Here is a 15,904-nt window from a genome sequence, read left to right as displayed (position 1 = left end):
GCCCGGCCCACCGCCGTAGGCCTCGGTAAGCCCGTCACCACTTGCCGGGTGCGTAGTCCTTGAGGAAGACGCCGTACAGGTCCTCGCCCGCCTCGCCTCGCACGATCGGGTCGTAGACACGGGCGGCGCCGTCGACCAGGTCGAGCGGGGCGTGGAAACCGGCCTCGGCCAGGCGCAGCTTGTCGTAGTGAGGACGCTCGTCGGTGATCCAGCCGGTGTCGACCGAGGTCATGAGGATGGCGTCGGTGTCGAACATCTCCTGGGCGCTGGTCCGCGTCACCATGTTCATGGCGGCCTTGGCCGCGTTGGTGTTCGGGTGGCCCGCGCCCTTGTAGCCGCGGGCGAACACGCCCTCCATGGCCGAGACGTTGACGACGTAGGCGCGCCCCGCGGACGCCTTGCGCGCGGCCTCGGCCATCGCCGGCCGCAGCGCGCTGATGAGGATGAACGGCGACGTGTAGTTGCACAGCTGGGTCTCGAGCAGTTCCACCGGGGAGATCTGCTCGATGGTCTGGACCCAGGTGTTGCTGTCGACGACGTCGGGGACCAGGCCGCCCGCGTCGATGGCGGTGCCCTCGCGGTGCCGGACCACACTGGCGTTGCCGGCGACCAGGGCGAGGTCGGCCACCTGCTGCGCGTCGAGCCCCGAGGCCCCGACGGGCAGCGCCGCCAGCCCGTCCACGGCACCGGAGTTGAAGGCGCCGATGACCTGGTGGGCGGGCAGTTCACCGGCCGGCAGCGGGGCGCTCTCGCCCTCGACGAGCGCGGCGTAGGCGGAGGGCAGGCGGCGCACGGTCTGGGTGGCGTTGTTGATCAGGATGTCGAGCGGGCCCTGCTCGGTGACCCGCTCGGCCAGGGCCACGGCCTGGGCCGGGTCGCGCAGGTCGATGCCGACGACCTCCAGGCGGTGGATCCACTGCGCGGAGTCGTCCATGGCCTTGAAGCGGCGGATGGCGTCCTTGGGGAAGCGGGTGGTGATCGTGGTGTGCGCGCCGTCGCGCAGCAGCCTCAGCGCGATGTACATGCCGATCTTGGCCCGGCCGCCGGTGAGCAGCGCGCGCTTGCCGGTGAGGTCGGCGCGGGCGTCGCGGCGGGCGCGGTTCTCGGCGGCGCAGCTCTGGCAGAGCTGGTGGTAGAAGTAGTCGACCTCGGTGTACCGCTGCTTGCAGATGTAGCAGGAGCGGGGGCGCTGGAGTATCCCCGCGATCGTGCCCTCCTCGGTGCGGGAGGAGGGCAGGATGCCTTCGGTCTCGTCGTCGATGCGCTCGGCGGAACCGGTGGCGGTGGCCTCGGTCACCGCCTTGTCGTGAGCGGTCTTGGCGGCCCGGCGCTCCTGACGGCGGCGCTGCTTGACCATCCGGTAGATGTGCGAGGTGGCCCGGCGGACCCGGATCGCGTCCGGGTGGTCGAGGTCGATCCCGTCGAGCTCCTCCAGCACGCTCAGGCAGACGGCGAGCCGCTCCGGGTCGATACCGGGGCCGTACGCCGCCTCGTCACCGGACGCGTATGCCGCCGCCTCGTCACCGGACTCGTACACCACCTCGTCCGTGGTCGCCGAACCGTCCTGTGTCACCGTCATCGCCGCTGCCGTTCCCTGGTCACGTCGCGGCGCTCCGAGACGCGTCCGCTTTCGAACAGCGGATTTTATTCGGCGCCGGGGCACGGAGCCAAACCCGTTCCCCTCAGGGACCGCAGGCGGTGAGCAATGTCTCCACCTCCTCGGCCAGGGCCAGGGCGAACCTGTCGAGGTCCGGCACCGCCTTCGCGTCGGCGACCAGGCCGTAGTGGACCTGTCCGCGGTACGTCGAGACGGCCACCGCCAGGGAGTGGCCGCGGGCCAGCGGCGCCAGCGGGTAGACCTCGGTGAGCGGGTGGCCCCCGAGCCGCAGGCCGAGGCTGGGCAGGGGCACGCTGGTGACCAGGATGTCGAACCAGAGCCGGGCCGCCTGCCCGACCAGCGGCCCGCCGAGCCGGTGGCCGAGTGCGGGCACGTGGTCGGCGAGCAGGGCGACGGCACCGGCCCCCCGGCCCGGCCCCGCGTCCTTGTTGCGGTCCATGGCGGTGCGGACCGCTTCGAGACGGGACAAGGGGTCGGGATCACCGACCGGAAGCCGTATCAGGTAGCCGGAGAGCCGGTTGCCCTGCGGGTGGGCGGCGCGCGGGCGGCGCTGGGCGACGGGGATCAGGGCGCGGGGCGCGACGCCCTCGCTGCCGTCGCCGCGCTCGTCCAGCCAGCGGCGCAGGGCGCCGGCGACGACCGCGATCAGGACGTCGTTGACGGTGCCGCCGACGGTCTTGCGTACCCGGTGCACGTCGTCGAGGTCGACGGCGACGCCCGCGGTGCGTCGGGTGCCGGAGGACGCCGCGGTGAGCGCGGCCGAGGAGCGCACGTCGAGGGTGGACAGGGCCGCGGCGGCGCCGATGTCGAGAGCGCGGCCCGCGTCGGACAGGGCGCCGCGCACCCGCCGGGGCAGTCCGCGCACGTCCGGCAGGAGACCGCGCACGTCCGGCAGGAGGCCGCGCGGGGGCTCCCCGGGGCGCGGCCTGGGCGCGGGCAGGTCCATCGGGTCGAGGATCCCCGCGGCGAGGGTCAGGGCCCGCAGGCCGTCGGCCAGGGCGTGATGGAACTTGAACAGCACGGCGAAGGAGTCGCCGTCCGCGCCCGGCAGCACATGGGCCTCCCAGGGCGGCCGGCCGCGCTCCAGCGGGCGTTCCATGAGGCGGCCCGCCCGGGCGTGGAAGTCCGTCGTCGGGGCGTGCAGCCGGATGTGGTCGAGCGGGTCGAAGCCGGGGTCGGGCTCGCGGGTCGCGCCGCCGAAGGCGAACGGCCGTCGCAGGGCGAGCGGCGGCTGCCACGTGTCCCGGATCCGCATCCGCAGTCCGGGCACCGCGGGGGCGCGGGCGGCGAGCAGGTCCGCCGCGTGGGCGCCCGCCGTGGGCGAGTGGGCCTCGAAGATCCCGACCGCGCCGAGGTGCATGGGGTGCTCGGCGGACTCGATGTTCCAGAACGCCAGGTCTAGGGGAGCGAGCGGATCAGGAGTCAAGGGCTTGCCTCGCAAGGACGACGCACGGACGACGGATGGACGACGGAGGGACGACGGATGGACAAGCAGTCAATCGCCCTCCGACGATTACGGTCAAGTACGATCGAGCTACGCACAGTTAACAGCAGATTAAAGTCCCGCTGCTGTGAGAGGGGTAGGACTCCAGGGACTCATGGGGCGCCTGTGCCCACGTCAGCGGTGGCGGCGCCGCCCGTGCGGTGTTTCCCCACCCGGACGGCTGCGGGCCGACCGTGTCTCGCTGACGTCCGCCGCCGGGGCGGTGCACAGCGGCGGCCGCTGTCACCACCCCGGCCACGCGCGGGCGCGGACGCCCGGGTGTCGGACGCGGACGCCCGGGTGTCGGACGCGGGCGCGCACGCGGATGCTCAGACTGCCGGACACCCCGCGGGAGTGGGCTGGGAGGCGTCGTGGATCAGGGCCTCGTGGGCGGCCTTCACCCGCTCGACGTCCGGCTTGAGGACCTTGCGGTCATAGGTCGTCAGGCCGTTCAGCTCGCCCTCGACGTCCGAGATCTGGGTGTAGACGGCACCGTTGCTGCCCCGGCAGACCAGGGCGCGCACCTCGTCGAGCTTGGTGAGGTAGTCGTCGGTGTACGTCTGGGGGTCGACGTCGACGTACGACTGCTGCACGGACCAGGCGTGTCCGGGCACCGCGAGACCGAGGCCGCCGTACTCGCCGGTGACCAGGGCGCGTTCGCCGTCCGGGGAGGGCGGCAGGGCGGGGCTCGGGTAGCCGTGCTCGTCCATGAGGTCGCCGGCGCCTCCGTCGGCCCCGAGGTTCAGGCCCGACTGGTTGTTGACGAGGCGGGTCGGGTCCCAGGCCTTGGCCTGCTCGGCGACGCGCTTGATGTCGTACTGCCCCCAGCCCTCGTTGAAGGTGACCCACATGATGATCGACGGGTGGCTGATGTGTTCGTCGATCATCTCCTTCATCTCACGCTCGAACCCGTCCCGGGAGGCGGCGTCCGGGTTCACCCCCGGCGTCATGGAGGGCATGTCCTGCCACACCATCAGGCCCAGCTTGTCGGCCCAGTAGAACCAGCGGTCCGGCTCGACCTTGATGTGCTTGCGCACGGAGTTGAAGCCGAGCTGCTTGTGCAGCTTCAGGTCGTACGCGAGGGCCTCGTCGGTGGGCGCGGTGTGCAGGCCGTCCGGCCAGAAGCCCTGGTCGAGGGTGGCCATCATGAAGACCGGTTCGCCGTTGAGGATCGTGCGCGGCACCCCGTTCACCTTCTCGACGGCGATGGAGCGCATCCCGAAGTAGCTCTCGACGCGGTCGCGTCCCACGGTGACCTCAAGGTCGTACAGGAACGGGTCGTCGGGTGACCACAGGCGAGGGTCGTGGATCTTCAGGGTCAGCGGCTCGCCGGTGCGTCCGCTCACCGTGGCGACCCTGCGGTGCCCCTCGTACGCCGTCGCCCTGACCCGTACGCCGTCGCGCACGCCCTTCGGCTCGACGGTCAGGGTGCCCGCGTCGACGTTCGGGGTCAGCTTCAGGGAGTCGACGTGGTCCGGGGCGACCGGCTCCATCCAGACCGTCTGCCAGATGCCGGAGCTGGGTGTGTACCAGATGCCGCTCGGGTCCAGGCTCTGCTTGCCGACCGGCGGGTTCTCGCCGCCCCGCGCGTCGGTCGGGTCGTAGACGCCGACGATCAGCTCCTGGGTGCGGCCCGGCTTCAGCGCGTCGGTGACGTCGGCGCCGAACTTGTCGTAGCCGCCCTTGTGCTCGGCGACCCTGGTGCCGTTGACGTACACCTCGGACTGCCAGTCGACGGCGCCGAAGTTGAGCTTCAGCCGCCGGCCGTGGCCGATGTGCCAGTTCGCCGGGACCGTGAAGGTGCGGCGGTACCACATGCGGTCCTCGTGCCGCTGGATGCCGGAGAGCTGTGACTCCACCGGGTACGGGACGAGGATGCGCTCCTTCAGGTTCTTGCCGACCGGCGGCTGCTCGCCCTCCTCGGCGGCGGCGAACTGCCAGCGGCCGTTGAGGTTGCGCCAGGCGTCACGGGTCAGCTGCGGACGCGGGTACTCCGGGAGGGCGTTGTCCGGGCCCACCTCCTCGGCCCAGTCGGTGCGCAGTTCGTGGGTGGAGTGGTTGCCGCCACTGCTCCAGAAGGCCTTGACAACGTTGCCCCCGGTGTCGGTGAGGCCGCCTTCCCCGTCGTAGCGGACGTCGGCGGTGCCCGGGGCGTCACCGTCCTTGTTGCCGACGACCGGCTGGTCGAGGGCGACGAGGAGGGCGGTGGGGTCGGCCGGGTCGACCTTCGCCTCGCCCAGGGGCCACTTGGCGCCGCCGATCACCGCTTCGAGGTGGTCGGCGAGACCGGCCGGGGCCGCGGCGAGCGGGCGCGGGAAGTCGAGCTCGAGGGTGCGGCCGGTGGCCTGGACGGTGGTCGCCGTCGCACCGTCGTAGTCGAAGCCGTCGGGCAGGCGGAACGCCGACTGCGGGACGGGCTCCTTGCTGCCGCCGGGCTCGGTCCAGCGCAGGTGGAGGTTGGAGCCTCCGTAGTGCTCGAAGTACTCCAGCTTGATGTCGTAGGACTGACCGGCGGTCAGCTCGACGGGCTGGGCGGTCTGCTCGCGGTCCCAGTCGTCGACCCAGTGGTCGATGGCGAGTTGCCCGCCGATCCAGAGGCGGAAGCCGTTGTCGCCGATGACCGAGAAGGTGTGGGCGCCGGTCTTCTCCGGCACCAGCTTGCCGGTCCAGCGGACGCTGACGTCGTCCGACTGCCCGGTGGCGAAGTTCAGCCGCGGCTCCAGGGTGTCGAAGTCGAGCTGCGGGTCGAAGCCGGTGGCCTTGAGCTCGTGGAAGTCGAAGGCTCCGGGGGCGGACTGGGTGTAGTACTCGCCCTTCAGGCCGTGGATCTCCGCGGCGTCGTCGTCGGCCGCGCTCGCGTTCGGCACGGCGGCGAGGCCGGCGACGCCGAGGGCGGCGGCGAGCAGTAACGCCAGTCGGTCTCTGAGTCGTTTGGTGCGCACTGACCCTCTCCTCGAGAACGGGTGGTGGCTGATGGCTCAGGTTCGGACATCGATGTCATGCGTTTTCACGCATGACATACATCGATGTAACAGCAGACGTGCAGTGGCATGACAACACGGATTCCGCTTGACGTCCAGGGACATGACAACAGCCCCGGACGCCTCGCGGCTGTCACGGGCATCGCGGGTGTCGCACGCCCTCTCGGCCGCCCACCCGCCGCGCCGCGTCTCTCGCCCCGCCGCGCCGGGTCACCCGTCTCGTCACGGCACCCGTCTCGTCACAGCACCCGCTGCCCCTTGCCGAGCGCGATCACGCCCCCCTTGGAGACGGTGTAGAGCTCGGCGTCCCGCTCCGGGTTGACGCCGACCGTCGCGCCCGGCGGCACGTCCACGTTCTTGTCCAGCACCGCCCCGCGCACGACCGCACCCCGGCCGACGTGCACGTTGTCGTGCAGCACCGAGCCCTGTACGACCGCTCCCGGGTCGACCACCACGCCCGGCGAGAGCACGGACCGGGTGACCTGCCCGCGGATCAGGCAGCCCGCGCTGATGATCGACTCGCCGGCGATGCCGCCGGCGTTGAAACGGGCGGGCGAGAGCTGGCCGGAGTGGGTGTAGACCGGCCAGTCCCGGTTGTAGAGGTTGAACGCGGGCCGCTCGGCGATCAGGTCCATGTGGGCGTCGTAGTAGGCGTCGAGGGTGCCGACGTCCCGCCAGTAGCCCTGGTCACCGGTGGTCTCCCCCGGCACGTGGTTGTCACTGAAGTCGTACAGCGCCGCCTCTCCCCGCTCGGTGAGCCGGGGCAGGATCGAACCGCCCATGTCGTGCACCGAGTTCTCGTCCTCGGCGTCCCGGTGCAGGGCTTCGACGAGGGCCTTGGTGGTGAAGACGTAGTTGCCCATCGAGGCGAGGACGCACGCGGGATCGTCGGGCAGTCCGGGAGGATCGGCGGGCTTCTCCAGGAAGCCGGTGACGGTCCGCCCGTCGGACCCCGGGGTGATCACGCCGAAGGAGGGCGACTGGGCGCGCGGGACCCGTATCCCGGCCACGGTCACGCCCGCGCCGGACTCGATGTGCTGGGCGAGCATCTGGCGCGGATCCATCCGGTACACGTGGTCGGCGCCGAAGACCGCGACGTACTCGGGCTGTTCGTCGTGCACCAGGTTCAGGGACTGCAGGATCGCGTCGGCGCTGCCCAGGTACCAGCGCGGACCCAGACGCTGCTGGGCGGGGACGGGGGTGACGTAGTTGCCCAGCAGGCTGGACATCCGCCAGGTGGTGGTGATGTGCCGGTCCAGGGAGTGCGACTTGTACTGGGTGAGGACGCAGATCCGCAGGATGTCGCCGTTGACCAGGTTGGACAGCACGAAGTCGACCAGCCGGTACGTGCCGCCGAAGGTGACCGCGGGTTTCGCGCGGTCCGCGGTCAGGGGCATCAGTCGCTTGCCCTCCCCGCCCGCCAGCACGATCCCGAGCACCGAAGGACCTCCACGACGCATGGCCGCTCCCCTCACCCTCGTTCACCCCCGGCTGCCCCTGGACGGGGCGGCCTAAGCCTGCTTGAGGATCTCCTCGTAGAGCCGGGCCGTGCGGCGGGCGACCGCGTCCCAGCCGAACTCGCCCACCGCGCGCTCCCGGCCCGCCTCGCCCATCCGCCGGGCGGCCTCCGGGTCGCCGAGGACGGAGTCCAGTGCCCGGGCGAGGCCCGCCTCGAAGGCGTCGTCCCGGTCGCGGTTCCCGTTGTCGTCCCGGTCGCGCTTCCCCTTGTCGTCGCCACCGTCGTCCTTGGGGACGAGGACCCCCGTCTCGCCGTCCGCCACGACCTCGGGGATGCCGCCGATCCGGGAGGCGACCACGGGCGTGCCGCAGGCCATCGCCTCCAGGTTGACGATGCCGAGGGGCTCGTACACGGAGGGACAGACGAAGACCGCGGCGTGGGTCAGCAACTGGATCACCTCCGGGCGCGGCAGCATGCGCGGGATCCAGTGCACGCCCTCGCGGGCGCGGCTCAGCTCGGCGAAGAGGTCGCGGAACTCCTGATCGATCTCGGGGGTGTCCGGGGCGCCGGCGCACAGCACGACCTGCGCTGCCGGGTCGATGCCCCGCACCGCGCGCAGCAGGTGCGGTACGCCCTTCTGGCGGGTGATGCGGCCGACGAACAGGACGTACGGGCGGGAGCGGTCCAGGCCGATCCGGTCCAGGGCGTCCACGGCGGGGTCGGGCCGGTAGAGGGCGGTGTCGATGCCGTTGTGCACGACGTGGACCCGGGAGGCGTCCAGCGCCGGGTAGCAGCCGAGGATGTCCTCGCGCATGGCGCCGGACACGGCTATCACCGCGTCGGCGGCCTCGACCGCGGTGCGCTCGGCCCAGCTGGAGAGGGCGTAACCGCCGCCGAGCTGTTCGGCCTTCCAGGGTCGCAGGGGCTCGAGCGAGTGGGCGGTCATGACGTGCGGCATCCCGTACAGGAGCTTGGCGAGGTGGCCGCCGAGGCTCGCGTACCAGGTGTGGGAGTGGACCAGTTCGCGGCCCTGGAGAGCGGCGGTCATGGCGAGGTCCACGGAGAAGGTGCGCAGCGCGTCGTTGGCGCCGTCGAGCGCGGACCAGGAGCGGTGCCGCAGCACGCCGTCGGCGCGGCCCTCGCCCCAGCAGTGCACGTCGAGGTCGACGAGGCGGGCGAGCTCCCGGGCGAGGAACTCGACGTGGACCCCCGCTCCGCCGTACACGTCCGGCGGGTACTCCCGGGTCAGCAGTCCCACACGCACCCGGAACCTCCCGTCTCGGCGGCTGGTCCCCTCATGGTCACTCAGACGAGGCGCCTGGGGAAGAGTGCCGGAGCTGCGGAGACCGGGGAGCGGGAGCCCCCGGGGGCCGGGGGAGCCCGGGGGCTGTGCGAACCACCGCGGTCGGGCAGACCCCGGCGACGGCTGGGCGGGACCCGGCGGTCAGGCAGACCCCGGCGGCCGGGAGAAGCAGCAGTCGCCGCAGACCCCTCCGGCGGGCACCCGGTAGTACAGGCAGCAGCTGCGGCGGCGGAAGGCCGTGCCGGTGAGGGTGCCGGTCCCCGCGAGCAAAGGGTGGGCGAGCAGACCTGCGGTCAGGGAGCGGGCACGGTCGGCGATGTCCGTACGGCCGTGGCGCCGGGCCCAGCCGTCCAGTTCACGGCCGGCGCCGGCGAGCGCGGAGGCCGCGTTCCCCCACAACAGGCCGGTCGCCACACGGTGCCGGGCGTGCAGTACCGCCGCCAGGGGGACCAGGTGACCTTGGAGCACGACCTCCGCGATCGTGGCGGCGTCACCCGGCAGGGCGCGCACCTCGGCCAGCCACAGGTCGTCGGGTGCGGTGGCGTCGGGGTCCCAGCGCAGCAGGGGCGGGGCGAGGTCGGGGACGCCGCCGTAGAGTGCGGCGCACCCCAGCGTCACCGACCACAGGCGGGCCGCGAGCCCCTGGTGGGCCACGGAGGCGGCGACGCGGGCCTCGGGGGCGCGCAGGGCGGCGGCGACCTTCTGGACGCGGAGGGCGAGCGGGTCCGCGCGCACCTGCACGTGAACGCCAGGCGTCACGTCTCCGTATTCCTGGGTGTACGCCTGTGCGAGGGTGGGGAGTCCTGGGGGCGGCAACGGCGACGTGTGCGGGGACGCGTGCGGCGACGTGTGCGGGGACGCGTGCGGCGACGTGGGCGGGGACGCGTGCGGCGACGTGGGCGGGGACGCGTGCGGCGACGTGGGCGGGGACGCGTGCGGCGACGTGGGCAGGACGGAGAAGGCGCCCAGCGGGCGGAGCGCGGCAAGGCCGGGGTCGAGGTCCACGGAGAGCAGTAATATCAAGGCCCTTAGGGGCACGGGTCGGGGGTCCGGTACTGAAGACGCCCACCCTGGGGAGGACGGCGCCGCCCTCGTACTCCATCGGCAGTAGGACCCAATGAGTGCTCAGGGACGACGACGGGAAGACGCTGAGAAGGCATCGTGTTGTCCATGGAAGACGACCGTTCGCCGCGCCGGGCCCAGCGCCCCCGCCTCACGCAGAGGAGCAGCCGATGAGCGCCCTCGCGTTTTCCGTGCTGCTGTCGCTCGTCTCCGCCGTGGCGTACGCGGGCGGAGCGATCGTGCAGGAGCGGGTCGCGGCGTCCTCCCCAGGTGCTCAGTACGCTCCGCTGCGCCGGCCCGGGTGGTGGGCGGCGGTCGGTCTCAACGGCCTCGGTGGCCTGCTGCACGTCGTGGCCCTCGCCCTCGGCCCGCTGAGCCTGGTGCAGCCGCTGGGCGCGCTCACCATCGTGTTCGCGCTGCCCATGGCGGCGCTGTTCGTGGGCCGCAAGGCCGGCGCGACGGCCTGGCGGGGCGCGCTCATGGCGACGGTCGGTCTCGCGGGTCTGCTGTCCCTGGTCGGCGCGTCCGACGCGCAGTCGCTGGACTCGGGGCAGCGGGTGGGTGCGGCCGTCGTCACCGGTGGTGCGGTCGTGGTGCTCATGATCGCCGGCCGGGCCGTCCACCGGCACCCGGCGGTGCGCAGCATCCTGCTGGCAACCGCTTCCGGCATAGCCTTCGGCATGTCCTCCGTCTTCACCAAGACGGTCGCGGTGGGCTGGTCCGGGGGCGTGTCGACCGCCGACCTGCCGTCCCTGGCCGTGATCGGCGTGCTCGCCACGGCCGGCATGCTGCTGTCGCAGGCCTCCTACCGAGGCGCCGGCCTCGCCGCCCCGCTGGCCACGCTCACGGTGGTGAACCCGGTGGTGGCCGCCGTGGTCGGCATCACGATGTTCGGCGAAACCTTCCGCTACGGCACGACCGGCACCGCGCTCGCCCTGAGCTGCGGTGTGGTGGCCGCGGGCGGGCTCATCCTGCTGACGACGGAACGCATCGCGCGGGAGGCAGCCGAGGAGGCCATGGCGCCCACCGGCCAGGAGGCCGCCCTTGCGCCGACGGCCGGAGCGGCGACGACCACCGGAGCGGCGGGGCCCGAAGCGGCGCGGCCCGAAGCGAGGGCGGTCGGAACGACGGCGCCCGGAGCGGCGACGACGGGAACGAGGACGGCCGGGTCGGCGTCAGCGTCGGAGTCGGTCGAGGACGCGCTGGCGCGGGAAGGGCTCGGGCAGCGGGTCACCCCGCCGGCCGACAAGGTCTTCCTGCCCTCCCCCGCGCCCCCGCCGGACACGGCCCCCGCCGAGGAGACGTTCGAGACCCGGGAGCCGACCGAGAGCAGCGACACGCAACTCTCCGCCGGCCCGCTCTCCTACGGCCCCTTCTACGGTGGTCCGTTCGTTCCGCCGCCCGTCCTCGGCCGGGAGCGGATCAGATCCTGACTCCGCCGGCCCGCAGATACGCCACCGGGTCGACGTCGGAACCGAAGCCGGGCCCCGTCCGCACCTCGAAGTGCAGATGCGGGCCCGTGCTGTTGCCGGTGGAGCCCGAGCGGCCGATGCGCTGGCCGGCGCCCACGGACTGACCGTCCTTCACGGAGATCGCCGAGAGATGGGCGTACTGCGAGTAGCGGCCGTCGCCGTGCCGGACGATCACCTGATAGCCGTAGGAGCCGGCCCAGCCCGCGCTGACGACCTGGCCCGCCGCGACCGACTTGACCGAGGTGCCGGTGGCGACGGGGAAGTCGACGCCGGTGTGGTAGCCCTTGGACCAGGAGGAGCCCGCCTGGTGGTACGGCGTGCCGGTGGGCGCGTCGACGGGGGCGAAGACGCTTTGGCGGTTGGCGGCCTTCTCGGTCTTGGTGGCCTTCTCCGCCTTCTCCGCCTTCTCGGCCTGCTTCGCCCTGTCCTCGCCGCTGTCGGAGGGCGCCGACTTCTTCTGCTGCTTCTGCCGCGGCTTGGCGGGCGCCTGCTCGGTCTCCTTCGCCTTCGCCTTGGGCTTCGAGGACGTCCTGGGCTTCTCGGCCGTCCTCGACTCGGAGCGGGGCGCCGCGGCGGCCCCCTCGCCGCGCAGCGCCAGGCGCTGGCCCGGCACGATCAGGTCGGGGTCCGTTCCGATCGCGTCGCGGTTGGCCTCGTACAGCCCCTGCCACCCGCCCCGGACCTGCCGGGTGTCCGCGATGCCCGAGAGGGTGTCGCCGGTGATCACCGTGTACATCTTGCCCTTGCCGGCCCGGGACTGCGGCGTGGTCTGGGGCTGGACGTCCTTCACCGAGTCGGCCTTCTCGGCAGACTTCTCGACGCCCTTCTTGACGGCCTTCTCGGCGGACTTCTCTGCCGTCTCGCGCGCGTCCTTCCCGGAGCCGGCGTCCCCGGCCGGCCGGATGTCGGGCGTGCCACCGCCCCGGGTCAGCCCGGCCCGCTCGGAGCACACCGGCCAGGCGCCGGGGCCCTGCCCGTCGAGTACCTTCTCGGCGACGGCGATCTGCTGGTCCTTGGTGGCCAGGTCCGCCCGCGGGGCGTACTCGGCGCCACCGAACGCCTCCCAGGTGGACTGGGTGAACTGCAGCCCGCCGTAGTAGCCGTTGCCCGTGTTGATGTCCCAGTCGTTGGTGGACTCGCAGGCCGCGACCTTGTCCCAGGTCTCCACGTCGGCCGCGTGCACCGTGCCGGTACCGATGAGCGGGAGCGCCAGTCCCGCACCGCCCGCGGTGACGGTCAGTGAGGCTCGGTTGATCCTGTTCGGCTGATACCGGCGGTGCCGACCGCGTACGGCCATGGATATCCCCCTCGACATTGCGTCAGGAGGGGCAAAAGTAAGCGCTGCTAACAGGCCATGACAAGACGGCAATCGGCCGCTTGGTCACGCCAAGTGGCCAAGAAGAGGTACCCGTTGGCCGGATGCGGCGTTCACCCACTGAGGCGGCGGGCCTCTCCCGTGCGTACTGGAGACCGCCGGGCCAGGAAGTGCGACCGGCGTACCGGCACGTCAGGATGGTCGAGCGGCGAAACCGGCGATACTGGCGGACACGACCGGCACCACAGACACAGGGCACCACAGACACCAAGGTCACTAGGAGCCAACCCAATGAGCACTACAGCGCAGATCGGCGTCACGGGTCTCGCGGTCATGGGCCGCAACCTCGCCCGCAACTTCGCCCGCAACGGCTACACGGTCGCGGTGCACAACCGGACCGCGTCGCGCACGCACGCGCTGGTGGAGGAGTTCGGGAGCGAGGGCGACTTCGTCGCGGCCGAGACCGCCAAGGAATTCGTGGCGGCGCTGGAGCGGCCGCGGCGCCTGGTGATCATGGTGAAGGCCGGCGACCCGACCGACGCGGTGATCCAGGAGTTCGCCCCGCTGCTGGAGCCCGGTGACATGATCATCGACGGCGGCAACGCCCACTTCGCGGACACCCGGCGCCGGGAACGCGAGCTGCGCGAGCAGGGCATCCACTTCGTCGGCACCGGCATCTCGGGCGGCGAGGAGGGCGCGCTCAACGGCCCGAGCATCATGCCGGGCGGCTCGAAGGAGTCGTACGCATCGCTCGGCCCCATGCTGGAGAAGATCTCCGCGAAGGCGGCGGACGGAGCGCCCTGCGTGACTCACGTCGGCCCCGACGGCGCCGGGCACTTCGTGAAGATGGTGCACAACGGCATCGAGTACGCCGACATGCAGCTGATCGGCGAGGCGTACCAGCTCCTGCGCGATGTCGCCGGGTACTCCCCCGCACAGATCGCGGACATCTTCCGCACCTGGAACACCGGTCGCCTGGACTCGTACCTGATCGAGATCACGGCGGAGGTCCTGTCGCACGTGGACGGGGCGACGGGCAAGCCGTTCGTGGACGTGGTGGTCGATCAGGCGGAGCAGAAGGGCACGGGCCGCTGGACGGTGCAGATCGCACTGGATCTGGGCGTCCCGGTGTCCGGCATCGCGGAGGCGGTCTTCGCCCGCTCGCTGTCCGGGCACGCGGCCCTGCGGGACGCCTCACGCGGCCTGGCGGGTCCGAAGGCGTCGCCGCTGGGCGAGGCGGAGGCGGGTGCCTTCGCCGACCGGGTGGAGCAGGCGCTGTACGCGTCGAAGATCGTGTCGTACACGCAGGGCTTCCACGAGATCGCGGCGGGCAGCGAGGAGTACGACTGGGACATCGACCTGGGCGCGGTCTCCGCACTGTGGCGCGGCGGCTGCATCATCCGCGCGGCCTTCCTCGACCGCATCCGCGCCGCGTACGACGCCCGGCCGGACCTGCCGAGCCTGCTGTCGGACGAGACGTTCGCGCGGGAGATCGCCGACACCCAGGACGACTGGCGCGAGGTCCTCGTCGCCGCGACCCGTCAGGGCGTGCCGACACCCGGCTTCGCCGCGGCCCTCGCCTACTACGACGCCCTGCGCGCGGAGCGGCTGCCCGCCGCGCTGACGCAGGGCCAACGGGACTTCTTCGGGGCGCACACGTACCGGCGGACCGACCGGGACGGTGCGTTCCACACGCTGTGGGGCGGGGACCGGTCCGAGGTCACCGCGTAGTCGTACACGCGGGTGACCGGGCAGGGACGGTGGATCAGGTGAGCGGCGGCCCCGGTTCCGGGTCGGGCACCGGCTCCGGCCCCGGCGGGATCGGCGACGGGGAGGGCTCGGGGGGACCCGGGTGCGGAGGCGGCGGGGTCGGCTGCGGGCCTGGTCCCGGAGGCTGAGGTGTGGGTTCGGGCCCGGGGCCCGGAGGCGTCGGTTCCGGCCCGGGCGGCGGAGAGGGTGTGGGGGCGGGCCCCGGGGGCGGCACCGGGTGCGGTTCCGGGTCCGGCCCTGGGGCGGGCCCCGGAGTCGGTCCCGGTGGGACGGGATCCGGGTACGGGTTCGTCATGGCGCTGTCCTCCGGCCAGTCGGTCGACATCGGCTCTGGACTTGTCCCCCGCCTACCCGACCGCGGCATCCCCACTCACCCCTCCGCGGGAACGCCCGGGCCCAGGTGGCCCACCGTGCCGGGCGGCGCGGGCAGCACGGGCGACTACCCGAGGCGCGCCGCTGCCGCCCCGGCGGCCAGTCCCGGCGCGGGGCTGGCCAGTACCGGGACCGCGGCCCTGGCCGACTCCCGGGCCGGCGCCATGGAGGCCTGCGCCAGGACGATCGCGTCGGCATGGGTGACGGCGTCGGCCGCCTCGGCCACCAGCCGCAGGTAGCCCTCGGTGTCGCCGGCCTCGAACCGCGGCCAGGCGCCGTCGACCAGAAGGGTACGGACCTCGACGGAGCGGCCGGCCCGCCGAGCCTCCTCCCCGATCAGGGCCACCGTCGGCGTGAGCGTGCTCTCCAGGGCGGCGAGGACGACGACGCGCGGACCGGCGGCCACCGCGGCGGCGGCCATCGGCCGGTCGACCCGCAGCACCGGCACCCCTGCCCCGTGGGCTGCCGCCTCGGCGACGGCGCCGATGGTCGAACAGGTGCACAGTACGGCCCGCGCGCCCTCGGCGACGGCCTGCCGCAACCGAGCCCGGACATCCTCCGTCACCGCCTCCGGCCCCTCGCGCCGCGCCCGGTCCAGCAGCTCGGCGTCGACGTGATGCCGCAGTTCCAGCCCTGGATGCGCCTCGTCACGCAGGGCGTCGAAGACCGGAACATGAACGGGCGAGGTGTGCAGCAGCGCCAGCACGTGTCCCCCCTCGGGTCAGAAGCGTGCGGGATGCGCCACGAGCCACTCCCGCGCCGCGCGCAGCAGCTCGGGACCGGCCGCGGGCGCCTCGTCCGGATGACGCTCGGCCCACCTCACGACATACGAACACAGGGGGGCGACAGCGACGCCCTCGCGCCGCGCGACGGAATACAGCTCACGCGCCAGCGAACCCGCGATGCCCTGCCCCTCGCGGGCCGGCTCGACGACGGTGTGCACGGGGACGAGGGCGCGCCCGGGGGCGTCCAGCACGAAGTACTCGATGCGGCCGACGACCTCGCCGCCTGCGACCGCCTCCAGACGGCCCGCCGCCCGCTCGTCCCGGATCTCGATGTCGCTCACGGC

General features: G+C 72.8%; 11 protein-coding genes. 2 read left to right on the top strand and 9 right to left on the bottom strand.

The window, feature by feature from the left end:
* Positions 1–34 precede the first annotated feature (34 nt).
* From ACH4NX_RS00750 to ACH4NX_RS00725, 6 genes are all read right to left on the bottom strand, one after another.
* Positions 35–1,579 (bottom strand): SDR family NAD(P)-dependent oxidoreductase, encoded by a 1,545-nt coding sequence (locus tag ACH4NX_RS00750; RefSeq protein ID WP_398127256.1) that lies wholly within the window; start codon positions 1,577–1,579, stop codon positions 35–37.
* Between the two features lie 103 nt (positions 1,580–1,682).
* Positions 1,683–3,044, bottom strand: coding sequence for a wax ester/triacylglycerol synthase family O-acyltransferase (locus ACH4NX_RS00745; protein ID WP_351394581.1), 1,362 nt, complete (start codon positions 3,042–3,044; stop codon positions 1,683–1,685).
* 386 nt (positions 3,045–3,430) lie between these two features.
* Positions 3,431–6,043 (bottom strand): PA14 domain-containing protein, encoded by a 2,613-nt coding sequence (locus ACH4NX_RS00740; protein WP_398127255.1) that lies wholly within the window; start codon positions 6,041–6,043, stop codon positions 3,431–3,433.
* 278 nt (positions 6,044–6,321) lie between these two features.
* Positions 6,322–7,542: a glucose-1-phosphate adenylyltransferase gene (gene glgC, locus ACH4NX_RS00735; RefSeq protein ID WP_351394575.1), complete on the bottom strand. Its 1,221-nt coding sequence runs from the start codon at positions 7,540–7,542 to the stop codon at positions 6,322–6,324.
* Between the two features lie 51 nt (positions 7,543–7,593).
* On the bottom strand, positions 7,594–8,805 hold the full coding sequence (gene glgA / locus ACH4NX_RS00730; protein ID WP_351394572.1) for a glycogen synthase: 1,212 nt from the start codon (positions 8,803–8,805) through the stop codon (positions 7,594–7,596).
* A 180-nt stretch (positions 8,806–8,985) separates the two neighbouring features.
* On the bottom strand, positions 8,986–9,867 hold the full coding sequence (locus ACH4NX_RS00725) for a (2Fe-2S)-binding protein (RefSeq protein ID WP_398127254.1): 882 nt from the start codon (positions 9,865–9,867) through the stop codon (positions 8,986–8,988).
* A gap of 209 nt (positions 9,868–10,076) precedes the next feature.
* On the opposite strand from ACH4NX_RS00725, the gene ACH4NX_RS00720 reads away from it, so the two are divergent.
* On the top strand, positions 10,077–11,339 hold the full coding sequence (locus ACH4NX_RS00720; RefSeq protein WP_398127253.1) for a DMT family transporter: 1,263 nt from the start codon (positions 10,077–10,079) through the stop codon (positions 11,337–11,339).
* On the opposite strand, the gene ACH4NX_RS00715 is transcribed toward ACH4NX_RS00720, so the two are convergent.
* Positions 11,329–12,675, bottom strand: a complete 1,347-nt coding sequence (locus ACH4NX_RS00715; RefSeq protein ID WP_398127252.1) for a transglycosylase family protein — start codon at positions 12,673–12,675, stop codon at positions 11,329–11,331. The genes ACH4NX_RS00720 and ACH4NX_RS00715 overlap by 11 nt on opposite strands.
* A gap of 309 nt (positions 12,676–12,984) precedes the next feature.
* Here ACH4NX_RS00715 and gndA point away from each other — a divergent pair, with 309 nt between their 5' ends.
* Entirely contained in the window at positions 12,985–14,424 is a 1,440-nt protein-coding gene (gndA, locus tag ACH4NX_RS00710) for an NADP-dependent phosphogluconate dehydrogenase (protein WP_351394560.1), read from the top strand.
* A 478-nt stretch (positions 14,425–14,902) separates the two neighbouring features.
* On the opposite strand, the gene ACH4NX_RS00705 is transcribed toward gndA, so the two are convergent.
* Entirely contained in the window at positions 14,903–15,541 is a 639-nt protein-coding gene (locus ACH4NX_RS00705) for an aspartate/glutamate racemase family protein (protein ID WP_398127251.1), read from the bottom strand.
* 15 nt (positions 15,542–15,556) lie between these two features.
* Positions 15,557–15,901 carry a GNAT family N-acetyltransferase gene (locus ACH4NX_RS00700; RefSeq protein ID WP_351394558.1) on the bottom strand — a complete coding sequence of 115 codons (345 nt, stop codon included), beginning with the start codon at positions 15,899–15,901 and terminating at the stop codon, positions 15,557–15,559.
* Positions 15,902–15,904: the final 3 nt, after the last annotated feature.

This window comes from Streptomyces sp. NPDC017225, from assembly GCF_044331465.1.
GTDB lineage: Bacteria > Actinomycetota > Actinomycetes > Streptomycetales > Streptomycetaceae > Streptomyces.
Note: the sequence above shows the minus strand (reverse complement) of the source record. Positions and strands in the feature narration are given on the sequence as shown.

Excerpts from the sequence above, each read along its gene's own strand:
- ACH4NX_RS00750 (WP_398127256.1), bottom strand. The coding sequence starts at position 1,579 with ATGACGGTGACACAGGACGGTTCGGCGACCACGGACGAGGTGGTGTAC.
- glgC (WP_351394575.1), bottom strand. The coding sequence starts at position 7,542 with ATGCGTCGTGGAGGTCCTTCGGTGCTCGGGATCGTGCTGGCGGGCGGG.
- ACH4NX_RS00720 (WP_398127253.1), top strand. The coding sequence starts at position 10,077 with ATGAGCGCCCTCGCGTTTTCCGTGCTGCTGTCGCTCGTCTCCGCCGTG.
- ACH4NX_RS00715 (WP_398127252.1), bottom strand. The coding sequence starts at position 12,675 with ATGGCCGTACGCGGTCGGCACCGCCGGTATCAGCCGAACAGGATCAAC.
- gndA (WP_351394560.1), top strand. The coding sequence starts at position 12,985 with ATGAGCACTACAGCGCAGATCGGCGTCACGGGTCTCGCGGTCATGGGC.